The sequence below is a fragment of the Aeromonas sp. HMWF016 genome (genome assembly GCF_963878195.1).
Lineage (GTDB): Bacteria > Pseudomonadota > Gammaproteobacteria > Enterobacterales > Aeromonadaceae > Aeromonas > Aeromonas lacus.
Genome location: NZ_CAWNWX010000102.1, coordinates 7,542 through 24,163 on the forward strand (window position 1 = coordinate 7,542; position 16,622 = coordinate 24,163).

12 protein-coding genes are annotated in these 16,622 nt (G+C 53.2%); 6 read left to right on the forward strand and 6 right to left on the reverse strand.

What is annotated here, in order from left to right; genetic code table 11:
* From AACS24_RS16885 to uvrA, 5 genes are all read right to left on the reverse strand, one after another.
* Positions 1 to 753: ABC transporter substrate-binding protein (locus AACS24_RS16885; RefSeq protein WP_258222974.1), on the reverse strand; the 753-nt coding region annotated here is incomplete at its 3' end.
* A gap of 8 nt (positions 754 to 761) precedes the next feature.
* Complete coding sequence (locus AACS24_RS16890) at positions 762 to 2,741, reverse strand: methyl-accepting chemotaxis protein (RefSeq protein ID WP_108571416.1); 1,980 nt, start codon at positions 2,739 to 2,741, stop codon at positions 762 to 764.
* Positions 2,742 to 2,966: 225 nt separating this feature from the next.
* Entirely contained in the window at positions 2,967 to 3,581 is a 615-nt protein-coding gene (ompW, locus tag AACS24_RS16895; protein ID WP_042032192.1) for an outer membrane protein OmpW, read from the reverse strand.
* A gap of 443 nt (positions 3,582 to 4,024) precedes the next feature.
* Entirely contained in the window at positions 4,025 to 5,698 is a 1,674-nt protein-coding gene (locus tag AACS24_RS16900; RefSeq protein WP_108571417.1) for a diguanylate cyclase, read from the reverse strand.
* Between the two features lie 111 nt (positions 5,699 to 5,809).
* Positions 5,810 to 8,638, reverse strand: coding sequence for an excinuclease ABC subunit UvrA (gene uvrA / locus AACS24_RS16905; protein WP_108571418.1), 2,829 nt, complete (start codon positions 8,636 to 8,638; stop codon positions 5,810 to 5,812).
* A 370-nt stretch (positions 8,639 to 9,008) separates the two neighbouring features.
* On the opposite strand from uvrA, the gene AACS24_RS16910 reads away from it, so the two are divergent.
* The 5 genes from AACS24_RS16910 (at position 9,009) to AACS24_RS16930 (ending at position 14,984) form a co-directional block, all read left to right on the forward strand.
* A complete protein-coding gene (locus AACS24_RS16910) occupies positions 9,009 to 9,590 on the forward strand; it encodes a single-stranded DNA-binding protein (protein WP_108571419.1) in 582 nt (193 codons plus the stop codon).
* A 159-nt stretch (positions 9,591 to 9,749) separates the two neighbouring features.
* Positions 9,750 to 10,997, forward strand: a complete 1,248-nt coding sequence (locus tag AACS24_RS16915; protein WP_108571420.1) for a tyrosine-type recombinase/integrase — start codon at positions 9,750 to 9,752, stop codon at positions 10,995 to 10,997.
* Complete coding sequence (locus tag AACS24_RS16920) at positions 10,984 to 12,546, forward strand: site-specific integrase (protein ID WP_219927734.1); 1,563 nt, start codon at positions 10,984 to 10,986, stop codon at positions 12,544 to 12,546. Before AACS24_RS16915 ends, AACS24_RS16920 begins: the two co-directional genes overlap by 14 nt.
* Entirely contained in the window at positions 12,539 to 14,572 is a 2,034-nt protein-coding gene (locus AACS24_RS16925; RefSeq protein WP_108571421.1) for an integrase, read from the forward strand. The genes AACS24_RS16920 and AACS24_RS16925 overlap by 8 nt, the downstream gene beginning before the upstream one ends.
* Positions 14,565 to 14,984 carry a hypothetical protein gene (locus AACS24_RS16930; protein ID WP_181364218.1) on the forward strand — a complete coding sequence of 140 codons (420 nt, stop codon included), beginning with the start codon at positions 14,565 to 14,567 and terminating at the stop codon, positions 14,982 to 14,984. Before AACS24_RS16925 ends, AACS24_RS16930 begins: the two co-directional genes overlap by 8 nt.
* A gap of 121 nt (positions 14,985 to 15,105) precedes the next feature.
* On the opposite strand, the gene AACS24_RS16935 is transcribed toward AACS24_RS16930, so the two are convergent.
* The gene (locus AACS24_RS16935) at positions 15,106 to 15,747 is read right to left on the reverse strand and encodes a hypothetical protein (RefSeq protein WP_108571422.1); all 642 of its coding nucleotides are present in this window, start codon (positions 15,745 to 15,747) and stop codon (positions 15,106 to 15,108) included.
* A gap of 96 nt (positions 15,748 to 15,843) precedes the next feature.
* Between AACS24_RS16935 and AACS24_RS21980 the strand changes: the two genes are divergently transcribed.
* The gene (locus AACS24_RS21980) at positions 15,844 to 16,503 is read left to right on the forward strand and encodes a metallophosphoesterase family protein (protein WP_108571423.1); all 660 of its coding nucleotides are present in this window, start codon (positions 15,844 to 15,846) and stop codon (positions 16,501 to 16,503) included.
* The last annotated feature ends 119 nt before the right edge of the window (positions 16,504 to 16,622 follow it).

Below are 16,622 nucleotides of genomic sequence, written 5' to 3' on the forward strand. Positions count from 1 at the left end.
CTTGCCGGAGGTAAACAGCTCGTTGCTGGCTGCGTAATCGCGACTATCGGCCCCCTCGCCAAGATAGTCGTGCCAGCGAGCCAGCTCGTCGAACACCTTCACATATTGCGGATTGTCGAGCCGCTCCTGCCCGCCAATCAGCGCCAGTCGCCCATCCTCACCCTTCCAGTAGTTGGGACCAATGTTCTGGAAACCCAGTTCGGAGGCAACCCAGCTCTCGGAACCACTCATGGCAAGCGGCACGTAACGGCCATCCGCCTTCACCTTGTCGAGCACAGCAAAGAACTCATCACGAGTTTGCGGTACGGCAAGCCCCAGTTCGCTGAAAATCTTCTTGTTGTAGAAGAAGCCATGGATCACCGACGCCATGGGTACGCAGAAGGTTTGAGCGCCCGAATCGGTCTGCCAGGGCGACTGGGCAAAGCTCGGGAAGTTTTCCATCCCCGCCATCTCGGTCAGCTCAGCCAGATGACCCGCCTTGAACAGCGCTAGCGAATCATCGAACGGGCGACAGGTGATGAGGTCACCGGCCTTGCCACCCTTCAGATTTTCCCACAGGGTCGGCATATAGTTGACGTTCTGCACCGGATGAAAACTTACTTTGATACCGGGATGCGACGCCTCGAATGCCGGGATGATCTTCTGTTCCCACAGCGCCTTGTCATCGGTACGCCAGCTCTCTATCACCAACTCACTGGCCATCAACTGGCCACACAACAGGAGACTCAGGGCTCCAATCCACTTTTTAGACATAAGCCCTCCTAGACCTTGAAATGTGCAATCAGTTGCTGCTGCTTGGCGACCAGTTCAGCCAGCACTTCGCTGCTGCTGGCCGACTCGCGCGCTTCGCGCTCCGTCTCATAAGCCACCTCGGCAATACCCGATATATGGCGAGCCACTCCCTGGCTGACCGAGATCTGCTCCTGAGCGGCGTGCGCCACCTGATCCGCCATCGACTTGATGGCACCCATCCGATCGGCGATGGATTGCAGTGCACTGTCCATCTCGCGAGTCTGCTCTACACAATTCTGGGTCTGCTCCTGACTGCGCCCCATCACTTCGACGACATGTTTGCTGGAGCTCTGCAGGTTCTCGATCATCCCCTGGATCTCCTCGGTCGACGTCTGGGTGCGATTGGCCAACGCCCGTACTTCATCAGCGACCACCGCAAAGCCACGACCTGCATCGCCGGCCCGGGCCGCCTCGATGGCGGCGTTCAGCGCCAGCAGGTTGGTCTGTTCGGCAATGCTGCGGATCACATCAAGAATGCTGCCGATGTTGTTGCTGAACTCGCCCAGCTTGTAGGTGATGCCAACGGCCTCCTCCATGGCACCGGCCAGTTGTTCGGTAATTCGGCGGGTGGTCGCAACTTTCTGGCGGCCACTGCGAGCCTCTTCATCCGCCAGATCAACCTCGCGCTTGGTGCCATCGGTAGAACGCGCAACTTCGGTCGCACTCACTTCAAGTTCGGTGATGGCTGCTGCGACCTGATCGGTCTGGCTCTTCTGTTCCTGTACCCGCGACATGGCACGTTCGCTGATCTCGGCAGCCCGGCTCGCTTCATCCACCAGATGGCGTGAGCCCGCATTGATCTGGGAGAGCAGCTCACCAGTCTTGCCCGCCAGCGTATCGATGGAGCGGGAGAGGCTGCCAAATTCGCAACTGCTGCGATAGTTGATGCGGCGCGTCATGTCCCCAGCCGCCATGTAGCTCAGCTCCTTGTCGATCATCTGCAACGGCCGCTGAATGCTGCGGGTGGTGGTATAACCAATCACCAGTGCTGCACCGGCAGAGATGGCAGCTACCACCAGGATCCAGAAACTGGCGCTGGTGACCGCCGCATCGGCGTTGACCCGGCTTTCACTGGCAATTGCACTCGCGGATTTCCCCATCTCATCGAGCAGGTTCAGGCTGTTGATCAAGCTGGCATCTAGCTGCTGGTTCTGGCTTGCCAGTGACAACTCCAGCTGCTGGGCCTGACGCATGGTTGCCAGCAGGCCCTGCGGGCCAAGTGCCAGCTCCTGCATTCGATCCAGATTGGCAACGAAACGGGCTTTCACATCATCAGGCACCAGCACCCGATCCAGCCGCTTGCGGGCCATCTCGATATCCTTGCTCAGCACCTTTTCCAGCTCGTTCAGATCGGTCTTGGCATCGGCACGACGGATATTCTTCAAATCACGGGCAATACCGGAGGTAATCAGCTCAGCCTTGTTGCGCATGGAGCGTTTGCTGGCCGTCTGTTGCAGCAGCAAGTCGGCAGCCCACTGGTAGGTATCTTCGAGGCGGATAAACGCCATCTCCAGCTTGCGGCGCTGATCCAGCGCACTGACCCATTGGCCATGCTGGGCAAGCACCTGATCTGCCAGCGAGTAGAACTGGCGAGTGGCATTTTCGACCTGCTGAAAACGGGCTCGGGCATCCGCCACGTCGGTAAATTTGCCCATCTCCTGACTAAGCTGGGCAAAACGGTTCTGCTGCTCTTTGAACTGGCTGGCCAGCTGCGGCAGTTGAGCCGCATCTTCACTGGTACGGTATACCAGCACCCAACGGTTACTATCCTGCAACGCCCCCTTGAGACCCGCGACGGCGACGACCAGTGGTGTAGCCCGATCGGAGACTGCCGATAGGCCCTCGTTGATCCCTTTGATTTTGAAAGTACTGATCATGCCAAGCAGGATCAGCAACAGCAGCATCAACACGAATCCTGCGATGATCCGCTGCACAATAGATAAACCCATGGAGACATCCTCACTCATTGGGGGAAAGTAAAGTGAACATAGTCACTATCGGCGGGGGTGGCTAATTACTGAAACCAGGCTTGGGTATTTAATTGATTTGTATGGGACTGGATCACAATCAGCGGCAATTGCGGGGACAAAAAAGCCCGACACAAGCCGGGCTGAAAGAGACGTACATTGCTATTTTCTACGGCCCCAGAGCAAAGGGCCGTCAGAATCAGATCATCAGAAACGGTAGCCAACACCCAGCATAAAGACCATTGGGTCAATATGTGTTTTAAAAGTGCCAACGCCATCAACTTTTACATCAGTGTCAATGTCCATGATCCAGGCTGAGCCGTTCACAAACCAGCGGTCAGTTACAGCCATATCGATACCAACCTGGCCCGCCAATCCCCATGAATCATCGAGACTGATATTGGCACCATCCAGTTTGCCAACGCCCTTCTCGTCAAAGAAGGTGGTGTAGTTGATGCCGACACCAACATACGGACGAACCTTGCTCTTGGCATCACCGAAGTAGTATTGACCCATCAGGGTCGGCGGCAGGTGCTTAACTTTGGCAATTTCACCCAAGCCAGCAGTGCTTACCTTATGAGAAAAAGGCGTTGCAGCAAGCAATTCGACACCCCAGTTATCGGTAATCATGTAACCAAGAGTCAAACCCAGCTGAGTATTGTTATTGATTTCAAATTCACCGGTACCCAGTACGTTGTCACTGCTCCCTTGGGGGGAGACAATTGCGGCACCGCCACGAACCAGAATGTCGCCAGCCTGGTGGGCCATGGCGAAAGGAGAGGTCACTGCAGCGGCAATCATCAGAGGAAGTAATTTTTTCATCACGTAATCCTTTTTTGTTTTCATTTGATGCTGTAAGCCCGCTGACTATAGATCCTTGTAAATGCAAAGTTATTGACTTGGAGCAAAGGTTGCACAGAAATAAATTGATTGCGCTGACATCTTTGCGGTTCGTTTAATCCCCCTCTCGGAAAGCCAAAAGCCTCGATAGCGTTGCCTTGATGACAATACCGCTTCGATTAAGGTGCAATCCAATCACACCTTATCTGGGCAATTCCCCTCGGCGACTTGTTGTTAATCAATGTAAAAAAGCGTATTTTTGCGGCGCACAAGTTATCAGGAAGTAATGGTTTATTTATGAAGAATCAGTCTCGGTGGCAAAAGGTGGGAGCCATACTTGCTGCCATCTGGGGAATAGGTTCCTTTCTCTTTATCCTGTTCGGTTTCATGTTCGCGATAGCCTACCTTGTGCTCGTGCGTCAGGGTTAAACGCGACTCTTTGACATCTGCTCGGTTAACAGCAAGCTATGCGCGAGCTGTTCAGCGGATTGACCAACAGCATCATCAGGCACTCTCCCCGAATAACCTCGCCACTGGTTGCGGCCCCCCTGTTTCGCCTGATAAAGCGCCATATCGGCCAGCTTGAAGCTATGGCTCCAGAATGAATCCGGCATCGCACCATGCAGCGGGTAACTGCAGTATCCCGCAGAAACCGTCAACCACAGTGGCAGCTCCTCACGACCAAAACGATGCTGAGCAATCCGCTGGCGGATGTATTCGACGCGCAGGGCCACCTCTTGTTCATCTTCTATCTGCAACAGCAGCAGAAATTCCTCTCCTCCCAACCTGATGAGAGGCTCACTCTCGCCAGCTACCATTTTGCGCAGCAACTCGGCCAGCTGACCCAGCACCAGATCACCGATATCGTGCCCCAGCTCGTCGTTGATCCGTTTGAAGTGATCGAGATCGAGCAGTAACAACAGACAAGGGGTCGCCGCATGGGATCGCAACCACTCATCCAGATAACGTCGGTTAAAACAGCGGGTCAACGGATCGGTGAAGGCGGCCGCTTCCATCCGGTTCGATCTCGCCAGCAGATGATCATGCTGTTCACTCACCTTGCTGGCCATTTCACGAAACTTGCCGCTCAGCATGGCCATTTCGACACTGCTGTCGATCTCCGGGATCAAGCCTGCATCCGGTTTATCGCCAAAGCGCTGCAACGCCGCAACCAGCTGCTGCAGGGGAGTCAGCACGATAGCCTTCAAGCGGGACATGGCGATGGTGACGCAGATGAAGCTGATAGCCAGCATGCCAACGAAAGTCCAGAGCGCCCCCTCCAGTACACCGCTCAAAACCGTGCGCTCCTCTTCGATTTGCAGAGTCAGCACAGGCTGGCGCTCACTGTTTAGCAGGCGAACCTCTCCTCGAAGACGCGCCAGACCCAGATTGGTCAGGCGATAGGTCATTTGTGGCCCCAGCGGCGTAAACGAGGCGGTGAGATCCGTATTGATATGGGTAATGGTCAGCGGCAGAGCGGTGCGCTCCGATACCTCGCCAAGGTAGCTCTTGTCGAGCCAGCGCAAGAGCAGCAAGAAGCCGTTGGACGTGGATGCTCCCTTGCTATCCCGTATGGGCTGCCAGGCATACATCAGAGGCCCCCATTGCGAAGCGCGGATCCCGTGCAGATTGCCTCCGCCCAGTGCCAATGACTGCTCTCTCAGCTCTCTTTTCAACTCGTCAAGAAAGTAGGGAAACTGACCCGGATTGACACCGGGGGCATCGGGCAGCAGGGTGCGGGTCCAGACCTCATAACCATTGAGATCCATAAAGCTCATCAGGTTGAGGCTAAAGTCCTGCATCGACATGTCATTAAGCAGATTGGATTCAATGTAAGCGCGCTTCTTGCTGGCCATAAAGCGGTAGCTATCATCCCAAAGCCCCCAGTCACGACTCAAGGCATTGAGTGAGGCCAGATCGGCCTGCACCACCCGACTGACCCGGAGCAAATGTTCCCTCATCCGCTGATCTTCAATCCGATTGGCGGCTGGCACCTGAGCCCAGGCCACCACGATCAGCAGCAACAAGATGGCGCCCAGCCAGATAGGAAACATGGAGTAAGCCAACTGATGATCGATGGTGCGCGAAGCCTGAGCCATAAACCGACATATCCATTGCAGTGATGCTGCGATGCCACGCACCGCCAGAAACCTCCAAGCTCCCGATTTTCATCATAAAAAAGGGGCCCAAGGCCCCACGATTATAACGGTTTATCTCTCCAGCAGGGGCCGTAAAAAGCGTGCTGTATGAGACTCTTTATTGGCACATATCTCCTCCGGTGTCCCCGTCACCAGAATACGGCCACCACCGGCGCCTCCCTCCGGCCCCAGATCGACGATCCAGTCGGCAGTTTTCACTACATCAAGATTGTGCTCGATGATGACAATGGTGTTGCCACGATCCCGCAGCTGGTGCAGCACCTTGAGCAGCTGCTGGATATCGTGGAAGTGCAGCCCGGTGGTCGGCTCGTCCAGAATGTAGAGGGTCTGACCGGTATCCCGCTTGGAGAGCTCGCGTGCCAGCTTGACCCGCTGCGCCTCACCGCCCGACAGGGTGGTCGCCGACTGGCCGAGGCGGATATAGGAGAGGCCCACATCCATCAGGGTCTGCAACTTGCGCGCCACTGCGGGCACAGGATCGAAGAACTCGCGGGCATCTTCCACCGTCATCTCGAGGATCTCGTGGATGTTCTTGCCCTTGTACTTCACCTCCAGGGTCTCGCGGTTATAGCGCTTGCCCTTGCAGACGTCGCACGGCACATAGACATCCGGCAGGAAGTGCATCTCCACCTTGATGACCCCATCCCCCTGACACGCCTCGCAGCGGCCCCCCTTGACGTTGAAGGAGAAGCGGCCCGGCTGGTAGCCGCGCGAACGCGCCTCCTGGGTGCCGGAGAGTAACTCACGGATCGGGGTGAACAGACCGGTATAGGTGGCCGGGTTGGAGCGCGGGGTTCGGCCGATGGGGCTCTGGTCGATATCCACCACCTTGTCCAGATGCTCAAGCCCTTCCACGCTGCGATAGGGCGCCGGTGTGGACTCGGTCGCCTTGTTCAGCTCGCGGTGGGCGATGCGAAACAGGGTGTCATTGATCAGAGTCGACTTGCCGGAGCCAGACACGCCGGTGACGCAGGTCATCACTCCGATGGGCAGATCCAGGTTGACGTTGCACAGGTTGTTGCCGCTCGCCCCTTTGAGTTTCAGCCACTTGCCAGTGAGCGGGGTACGCTCTGCCGGGATGGCGATCTGCTTGCGGCCGGAGAGGTAGTCACCGGTGAGTGACTCGGGATTGGCAATGATCTCCTCCGGCGTACCCTGCGCGACTATGGCCCCGCCGTGCACCCCGGCTCCCGGACCGATGTCGAGCACATGGTCCGCAAGGCGGATAGCGTCCTCATCGTGCTCCACCACGATCACCGTGTTGCCGAGATCACGCAGATGAGTGAGTGTCTTGAGCAGACGCTCGTTGTCGCGCTGATGCAAACCGATGGAGGGCTCGTCCAGCACATACATGACACCCACCAGACCGGCACCGATCTGGCTCGCCAGCCGGATCCGCTGCGCCTCACCGCCGGAGAGGGTCTCGGCACTGCGCGACAGGCTCAGGTAGTTGAGACCCACGTTCACCAAGAAGCCGAGCCGCTCGACGATCTCTTTCAAGATCTTCTCGGCAATCTGGGCGCGCTGGCCGGTGAGATTCAACCCTTCAAAGAAGGCCAGCGCATCGCCGATGGACTGCTCGGCGATGGCCGGCAGGTTGCGGTTGTCGACGAAGACGTGGCGTGCCTCTTCCCGCAGCCGGCTGCCACCGCAGCTGGCACAGGATTTGTTGGCGATGTATTTGGAGAGCTCTTCGCGCACCGAGTTGGATTCAGTCTCACGGTAGCGCCGCTCCATGTTGTGCAGGATCCCCTCGAACGGGTGCTTGCGCACCACAACGTCGCCGCGATCGTTCATGTAACGGAACTCGATCTCGGTGCGACCGGAACCTCGCAGGATCACATCCTGGGTCTTGACCGGCAAATATTCCCACGGCGTATCCAGATCAAACTTGTAGTGCTCGGAGAGGGATTTGAGCATCTGGAAGTAGTAGAAGCTGCGCTTGTCCCAGCCACGGATGGCGCCGTTGGCCAGACTGATGGCCGGATCGCCGATCACCTTGGCCGGATCGAAATATTGCTGCACCCCGAGGCCGTCGCAGGTAGGGCAGGCACCGGCCGGATTGTTGAAAGAGAAGATGCGCGGCTCCAGCTCCGACATGGAGTAGCCGCACTCCGGGCAGGCGAAGTTGGCGGAGAAGGTCATGGGGGCAACCCCCTCTTCACCGTCCATCGGCACTACCAGTACGATGCCGCCGGAGAGGGTCAGCGCCGTCTCGAACGACTCGGCCAAACGCAAGGCAAGGTCATCGCGCACCTTGAAGCGGTCCACCACCACCTCGATGGTGTGCTTCTTGTGCAGCTCCAGCGCGGGCGGGTCGGAGAGATCGCACACCTCGCCGTCGATGCGGGCACGGATGTAGCCCTGGGCCGCCAGATTCTCCAGCAGCTTGGTGTGTTCCCCCTTGCGATCACGCACCACCGGGGCCAGCAGCATCAGCTTGCTCCCCTCCGGTTGGGCCAGCACCTGATCCACCATCTGGCTGATGGTCTGGGCGGCGAGCGGAATGGCATGGGTCGGGCAGCGCGGCTCACCGACCCGGGCGAACAACAGACGCAGGTAGTCGTAGATCTCGGTGATGGTACCGACAGTCGAGCGCGGGTTGTGGGAAGTGGATTTCTGCTCGATGGAAATGGCGGGCGAAAGCCCCTCGATATGGTCGACGTCCGGCTTCTCCATCAAGGAGAGGAACTGGCGGGCATAGGCGGAGAGGGACTCCACATAGCGGCGCTGCCCCTCGGCATAGAGGGTATCGAACGCCAGAGAGGATTTGCCCGAACCGGAGAGACCGGTGACCACGATCAGCTTGTCGCGGGGCAGGGTCAGATTGATGTTCTTGAGGTTGTGGGTGCGAGCACCCCGGACCACGATCTTTTCCATCTTGTTGCACGCTCGATACGGAAACCTGAGCGAGTCAGTATGGCATAGAGACTACTGGATGAATAGACAGGCATTATCTATCGCCGTTATCCTTTTTTACGATGGATAGCCCCTTCGTCACACCCTGACCAAGGCGGCGAGTTTGCCCCCAATCCACACCAGCAAGCGCTCGCCCGCAGAGTGATCAACTGTTACTATTGGGGGCTAAACCTGAATCAGAACACGCGAAACGAGCACTCTGATTGCTGCAACGGTTATAGAAAAACCATGCTGTTCAATATGATAACGACATGGTCATGAAAAAAGCGCGGTAACTTATTTAGTGGGTCCAGGCCTTGCCTGACCGGAATATAAAGGTGGAAGAGAGATTATGGCCAGTCGAGGCATCAATAAAGTCATTCTGATCGGTAACCTCGGGCAAGACCCGGAAGTACGCTACATGCCGAGTGGCGGTGCTGTGACCAACATTACTCTGGCCACCTCTGAAACCTGGCGCGACAAGCAGACCGGTGAGCAGAAAGAGCGCACCGAGTGGCACCGTGTCGTCTTCATGGGCAAGCTGGCCGAAGTGGCTGGCGAGTACCTGAAGAAGGGCTCTCAGGTCTATGTCGAAGGCAAACTGCAAACCCGCAAGTGGCAGGATCAGAGTGGCCAGGAGCGCTACACCACTGAAGTGCTGGTCGACAGCTTCACCGGCGTCATGCAGATGCTGGGTGGCCGTCCGCAAGGCGGTCAGGGCATGGGCCAGAACAACATGGGTGGCCAGCAAGGTGGCTGGGGTCAGCCGCAGCAAGCCATGCAGCAGCCGATGAACCAGCAGCGTCCGGCCGCCGCCCCGCAGCAAAACATGCAGCAGCAGGGTGGCTACGGCCGTCCGGCCCAGCAGCCCCAGTCTGCCCCGCCGGTCTACAACGAGCCGCCAATGGATTTCGACGACGACATTCCGTTCTGAAGATGACCTTAGAGTTATCTGTAAAGAATGTAAACGTAGACCCCTGTTAATTCAGGGGTTTTTTTTATTTATAGCGCCGGAAAAGTGTCTTGTATCAAGTGGTGATTTTTCACATATAGGGTACCTTGTAATTGTGTAATGTTTATGAGGTGTGGGTGCATGGAAAAGAACTACAGAGTTACAACATTTGTTATGGATAGTGGCGAGCGCTATTGCATGGTGGTGGATCGTGCTTCTGGCCTTCCCATGTATTACCCAACTCTGTTTTTAACAACCCAAATCCGCAATAAAGGGAATGCCTTCTCCACGATGCTAGCTGCTGCTAACAACCTAGTCTTGTTGTTACGCTTTCTAGATAGTCGTGGCATTAACCTTGAACAACGGTTATTGACCAAAGATTTCTTCAAACCACATGAGATGGACGATCTGCGAGATTTTGCTCAGCGCAAGCAAGGCAGGATGTCATCAAAGGCACTCTCCAACCCTTGGCTGGATGATGAGTTGACCAATATCGTGGATAACGGAACACAACATTCCCGCCTTACAACGTTTGCCAACTATTTACGCTGGTATGCGATGCATATCTTAAAGATGCCTGAGCTGGAAGTTGTTGAACAGATCAATGCAATGGCGGAGCAGATAAAGACGCGCCGACCATCTAAACAGGGCAGAAATGGTGATTTGCAAGACAAGTCATTGAGTGATGTTCAATTGGATGCGTTATTTGAACACATCCAGCCTGGATCAGCGTCAAACCCTTTTTCAATGGATGTCCAGCGTCGCAATCGGCTGATGATATTGCTTCTGTTTTATCTTGGTATTCGAGGTGGTGAATTGTTAAACATCAGAATACAGGATATCGACTTTAGCACTAACAGGATCCGTATCGTGAGGCGAGCAGATGAACGAGCTGACTCGAGAACTAATGAGCCTAATGCTAAAACTCGAGAGCGGCTATTACCGTTGGCGGAATCCTTAGTTCAAGAACTGCATAGTTATATCACCCAAGATCGTCGTAATGTCCTAAATGCGAAGAAAAATGACTACCTGTTTGTGACTTACAAGCGTGGGCCAACTGTGGGAAACCCTATATCCAAAGGGGGGTATCACAAAATATTTTCCGTGGTCAGGACCGTCTCGCCGCAATTGTATGCAGCAACAGGACACTCACTCCGTCACACATGGAATCGCAAGTTTTCAGAGCGCATGGATGCCATGGATGAGCAAGTCAGCGAGGAGCGCCAAGAGCAAGTCCGCTCGTACTTAATGGGCTGGAGGGATGGCTCAGGAACCGCAGCGACTTACAACAAGCGTTTCATTCAGCAAAAAGGGTTTGAGGCCGCTTTGGCATTACAAAAAGGTAACGGTACTCGCTTGCCTGAGGACTTGAAGAATGATGACGAATAATCCCTTACCTGCGTTGGAGTCCGTTCGAATTCCAGCGAAAGCTAATGGGTACTATTTCATGTTGCATGAAACTATGTGGAGATTAGATAAAAACAGCAATATTTCGGTTGGTATGTTACATGACCTTCTGGATCCTGAGACTCTGAGTGGGTTTCTTCATACCCTGTCCTTTTATGCCAGGAACCTGTCCGCTGCATACACGAGACATATTTTCCTGTGTTTCTTAGACATGATTCGTGCAACTAAAGCTACTCGTATTGACGATATCATGTTGATTGGATACAGGTCTTCTTTGGATGCGGCTCATGAGCATGAGTTAGGCTGCGTTAGTGTTTTCCTGCGAAAGTGGCACATGCTGGGCTATCCCGGTGTTAGCAAGAACGTGGCGTGTTTGCTGGAGGGATGGAGGTTAAAAGGGGGACGTAAGGGGGATGCGGTTAAGCGATTGGATCCTCTAGAGGGGCCGTTGACGGATAATGAACTTCAAGCGTTTAACGAGGCAGTTGTACGAGCTTATGAAATGAGCTTAATTACCATCACTGAGTTGGCTATGGCACTTAGCGTCAGTCATACGGGACGTCGCTCAATCCAGATCTCGCAGCTGCGCGTGGTTGATATTCTCTGCGGAGAAAATGAAAAGGGTGAACCCTTCTATGTGTTGAATGTGCCGCGAGCCAAACAACGTAACAGCTTTTTTCGCGAAAGCTTCAAGCCCTATGCAATGACTCTTGAACTATGGGCAGTCCTGAGTGCTCAGGCAAGGAATGCTGTTACTCTGGTTGAGAATCGTCTCGGGATTGAATTGCAGGAAGCTGATCGGCAGCAGATCCCTCTGTTTCCTGATCTTGATGTGCTAGCGACCATCAAATCCCCTTATGAATTCCGCCAACTGCTCGCCACTGACAAACTCCACATCGCCTCTTCAGTGATAACTAAAACGTTCTATTTAATCGTAGAAGAATCAGATATCCGGTCAGAACGTACTGGTGATCTATTGCATATCAATGCTCGTCGCTTTCGCTATACCACCGGTACACGGGCTGCCCGTGAAGGGTTTGGCGAGTTGGTGATTGCTGAACTGCTTGACCATACAGACAGCCAAAACGCAGGTGTTTATATCAAGAATATCCCCGAACATGTGAAAAAGCTGGATGAGGCAGTTGGTTTTCAACTGGCGCCATACGCTCAGGCATTTATCGGGGTCCTTGTCGATTCAGAGAGGGACGCTCAGCGAGGGAACGATCCTACCAGCCGTATTCGTACCGAGATGGGCCTGGGTGTTGGTACTTGTGGCGAGCATGGCTTTTGTGGCGCGAATGTTCCTATTCCTTGCTACACCTGCATGCATTTTCAGCCATGGCTGGATGGCCCACATGAAGATGTCTATCAGGGCCTGCTTAATGAGCGTGAACGGGTGAAAGAGATAACAGGCGACATCCAGATTGCTGCTGTACTCGATCGTAGCATCATCGCGGTAGCAGACGTGCTCATACGTTGCGCCTCACGTCGTGAAGAACTTAGCCAACGGGGATTAATTAGCAATGGCTGAGATTGCCCAGTTCAAGCCAAAGTCTACGCTGACAGCAGTAGAAAATCTTGAAGCCTTCATCGCTAAATGTCGAGATGAATTGACTGTATTCGGCTCTGACCTCAAGTGGAGAGAGCCTGTTTGGCCAAACATAACTGTGTTTGCCAAGTTGGGCATTATTACTCGAAAACCTATTCTGGGAGAGGCACAAGACCCAGCGTTCATTGAGTTCTCCAAAGCCTATTTTCGTTATCAGCAGGGGCATCGTCCCACGGGGGCAAAGAATGAAAGCAAGGCCCTTAGAGCGGTTGAGGCGGCTTTGCTTCAAATAAATGGGAACGCGAGTATTGATGGCCTGTCTATTTCAGTGCTTGATGAAGCAGCTGAATTGGCAAGGCAACACTATTCCGATGGCTCAGCATATCATTGTGGCCGAGAGATTGAGCGGTTGGCGAAGTTTGTAGTTGAACATAAGCTTGTACCAAGCGCTGTGCACAACTGGGTCAATCCAATTAAGCGTCCTGAGGACAATAACAAAACAGGCAAGGAAGCGAAGAAAAACAGGGAAGAGAAACTTCCAAGTGATATTGCTCTCCATGCGTTGGCAGAAATTTTTGCCAACGACCCAATTCAAGAACGGGACATATTCACAACATCAGTATTTGCCATGTTGATGTCAGCCCCCTCACGCATAACTGAGGTACTAGCACTGCCTGTAGATTGCGAAGTGTTCGAAAAGGATCGTGAAGGGATAGAACGCTATGGCTGGCGTTTTTTTGCGGGGAAAGGCTATGAGGGCGATATCAAATGGATACCAACCGTGATGATCAGCGTTGCCAAAAAAGCCGTTTCCAGAGTCAGAATGCTATCTGAAAATGCCCGAAAACTAGCCAAGTGGATTGAGAAACATCCAGATAAATTTTACCGCCATGCCAACTGTCCTGATGTTGCTGATGATGTACCACTAACGATGAGGCAAGCCTGTATGGCACTCGGTTTTGTCCATGAATCACATAAGCAATGCTACATGGCTCTCTATGGTCACGGTCTGGCTGCAAAAGATGGTGTACATACGCTAAATAATCTGTGGCGCTATGCTATGGCACGCTTACCTGATGACTTTCCGTGGTTTGATAAAGATAAAGGAATTAAGTACAGCAATGCCTTATTTGCACTGAATGCAAATCAGTTCCATGGGAAGCGTGGATGTATTCCAATCGAGTTACATAAACCAACCAATAATTTCTTCAATAATGATTTAGCACCTCGTGAAACGCTAGCAGAAAAACATGTCAACATCTTTGATCGCCATGGTTACCGTGCAGAAAACGGAGAACGGGTTAAATTGACATCGCACCAGGCAAGGCACCTGCTCAACACCATTGCCCAGCGCGGCGGACTATCAAACCTGGAAATTGCTAAGTGGTCAGGGCGGGCTGATGTGAAGCAGAATCGAACCTATAACCACATGACCGAGTACGAACTGGTGGGCATGGCTGAACGCCTAGACCCCACAAAAGCTCTATTTGGACCTGTTGGCAAAGCGGCAAAGCATCTGCCCATGACTATGCAGGAGTTCAATACCTTAGAGCATGCCGCAGTCCATGTGACGGAGTACGGCTACTGTGTGCATGATTACACAATGAGTCCTTGCGAGAAGTTCCGGGATTGCATCAATTGTACCGAACAGGTTTGTATTAAAGGTGATGATATCGAAAAGTTGGATCGAATTAAGAAACGTCTGGTGAACTCTGAGCGACTATTTTTTCTTGCTGACGCGGCAGTGAAAAGCGGCGATATGGGGGCTGATCGCTGGTATCAGTACCACAAGAAAACTATCACTCGGCTTCGCGAACTAGTCGCCATTTTAGAGAATCCAGACATTGAAAATGGTGCCCAGATTAAGCTCCGGGGCAATGATTTCAGCCAGCTGCGCCGTGTTGCCGAAAAGAAGTTTACTGAGGCTATTGAGCGAATCGGCAAAAAAAACGAAGAAGCTGTGATGTTAGATAATTTGACAACTTTGTTAGGGGGAGGCCTTGGCTAAGCATCTGGACAATAGAGACATTAATGCCATCGTGAACCTAATTCGAGGATGGCAGGAACCAAAACTATCCTGGTCCGCAATCTGCGAGGCGGCAGAGCCATTGGTCGGAAAGTTGCCATCAAGACAGTCCCTTAATGCACATGAGGCAATAGTGACTGCCTATCAAACAAAGAAAGAGGCGCTTAAAGGCCGAGGCTCTAAAAATCCGCGCCCAGCAAGCTTGAGCATTGCAGCAGCCAGGATTGTGAATCTTGAAAGTGAAATCGAAGAGCTTAAAGAAGAGAACCGGAGGTACAAACAGCAGTTTGTGATCTGGCAATACAACGCATACAAGCATGGAATGAAAGAACATCAGCTTAATGCACCATTGACAAAAATTGACCGTGAACGTTCTGACGGAGAAAAAAGATAGTTATTGAATACGATGACGAAAAGCACAACCCGATCGCCCCCCAACAAATAGGATGACAACGTCAGTGTCAAAACAAACAAAGCACCGACACTGTGGGACTTTGTGTATCAGGCGAGCGGATCTATCTGCGGATATGAAAAGGGCACGGTAACGGCTTGCAGGCAATGATAGCGAGCTGCCATTCGTGCGGCTGGGGGTTACCCCATATCTGATCCGACAGGTCGGCCAGCTCGGCATCAGTACGGATTTGATGCAATTCACCGGTTATCCGCTGATAGTGGTACACGTACAACCGACGATAAAGCGCCTCGGACATTCTGGCTTTCCAGAAGTGCAACCCCGCGCCGATCTGCATGTTATCGCTCAGGATCACATCATAGCGAGCCAGAATGTAGCCGAAGAATACCGCAGATGGCAGATCTCGAAGAACGGCCTTGTGGTGCTGATTGTACGAGCGCCAAACCCGTTGCTGGGAAGCTGGGCGACATTCCAAGTCTTCGCAGTGAACGATAATCACCTGGTTGTAATAGGCGACTTCAACCGTATGGTCATTGACCAGAGCAATCTCGAACTTGTCTCCACCGAGTCGAGTTGTCACACAGATCAGGCGATAGCCTAGCGGCAGAGCCAGCCCCAACTCTGGCGCAATATCCTGGATGTGCTCATGCCCCACTAATGCATGATAAATAGCCCTATTGGTTACTGTCACTTCCAGATCACGGAATGTGTCCATGATCATTGCCTCGAGGGTAAATTGCTGCATAGCATCCCCTAATTGATTGCTCAGATTTGATTCATGTCTACTGCAACCTTTAGCTATCATCGGTGCATGTTCCTATCATGCCTCAACGGAAACGTCATGATCTTGTTTTGCGGTGACCCCCATGGGGAATTCGACCACATAATCCAACGTGTTCAGCAGGTAAAGCCCACTGCGGTGATTATATTGGGGGATCTGTGCCTGTCACAGTCGTGTGAGCAAACCTTCGCCCCCATCCTGGAGAGGACTGACGTTTGGTTCATCCATGGCAATCATGATACAGATGAAGTTCGATATCACGACCACCTGTTTGCTTGCCCTGAGCGTAACCTCCATGACCGAGTCGTGGAAATTGATGGCTTGAAGATTGCGGGCCTTGGCGGGATCTTCCGCAGCCAGGTCTGGTATCCCCCAGCCCTCCCACGGTACACAACTAGGAAAAACTTCATTGCCCACTGTGGAAAAGGAAACCTCTGGCGAGGCGGCCTGCCTCGCAAACATCGGAGTTCAATTTTCCCCGAGGATATTCAATACTTCGAGGGCCTTAAGGCCGATATCCTTGTTACACATGAAGCCCCTATCGCTCACCCACACGGCTTTCTGGCTATCGATGAACTAGCCCGGTCACTTGGGGCAACAACGATAATCCATGGCCACCATCATGAGCCTTTCAGCTATGACGATAACTCTACTTTCAATATAGGCATCCACGGGCTGATGGAGGTAGCCCCCTCATTTATTCCGCCCAGATCACAGTAAGTTCTCTGGATATGGATTTTGTTAACGGTTTCAATCGGAGTTCTTTTTTAATACCATGTAAATCACATGGCTATTACAAAGAATCTGGCAAACTGGTGGCGACTTACAGCTGATTTGTC

What these genes read in the sequence shown, in the direction of transcription:
- uvrA (WP_108571418.1), bottom strand. Translation starts at nt 8,638, where the DNA reads ATGGAAAAGATCGTGGTCCGGGGTGCTCGCACCCACAACCTCAAGAAC.
- AACS24_RS16915 (WP_108571420.1), top strand. Translation starts at nt 9,750, where the DNA reads ATGGAAAAGAACTACAGAGTTACAACATTTGTTATGGATAGTGGCGAG.
- AACS24_RS16890 (WP_108571416.1), bottom strand. Translation starts at nt 2,741, where the DNA reads ATGGGTTTATCTATTGTGCAGCGGATCATCGCAGGATTCGTGTTGATG.
- AACS24_RS16920 (WP_219927734.1), top strand. Translation starts at nt 10,984, where the DNA reads ATGATGACGAATAATCCCTTACCTGCGTTGGAGTCCGTTCGAATTCCA.
- AACS24_RS16900 (WP_108571417.1), bottom strand. Translation starts at nt 5,698, where the DNA reads ATGGCTCAGGCTTCGCGCACCATCGATCATCAGTTGGCTTACTCCATG.
- AACS24_RS16935 (WP_108571422.1), bottom strand. Translation starts at nt 15,747, where the DNA reads ATGCAGCAATTTACCCTCGAGGCAATGATCATGGACACATTCCGTGAT.
- ompW (WP_042032192.1), bottom strand. Translation starts at nt 3,581, where the DNA reads ATGAAAAAATTACTTCCTCTGATGATTGCCGCTGCAGTGACCTCTCCT.
- AACS24_RS16910 (WP_108571419.1), top strand. Translation starts at nt 9,009, where the DNA reads ATGGCCAGTCGAGGCATCAATAAAGTCATTCTGATCGGTAACCTCGGG.
- AACS24_RS16925 (WP_108571421.1), top strand. Translation starts at nt 12,539, where the DNA reads ATGGCTGAGATTGCCCAGTTCAAGCCAAAGTCTACGCTGACAGCAGTA.
- AACS24_RS21980 (WP_108571423.1), top strand. Translation starts at nt 15,844, where the DNA reads ATGATCTTGTTTTGCGGTGACCCCCATGGGGAATTCGACCACATAATC.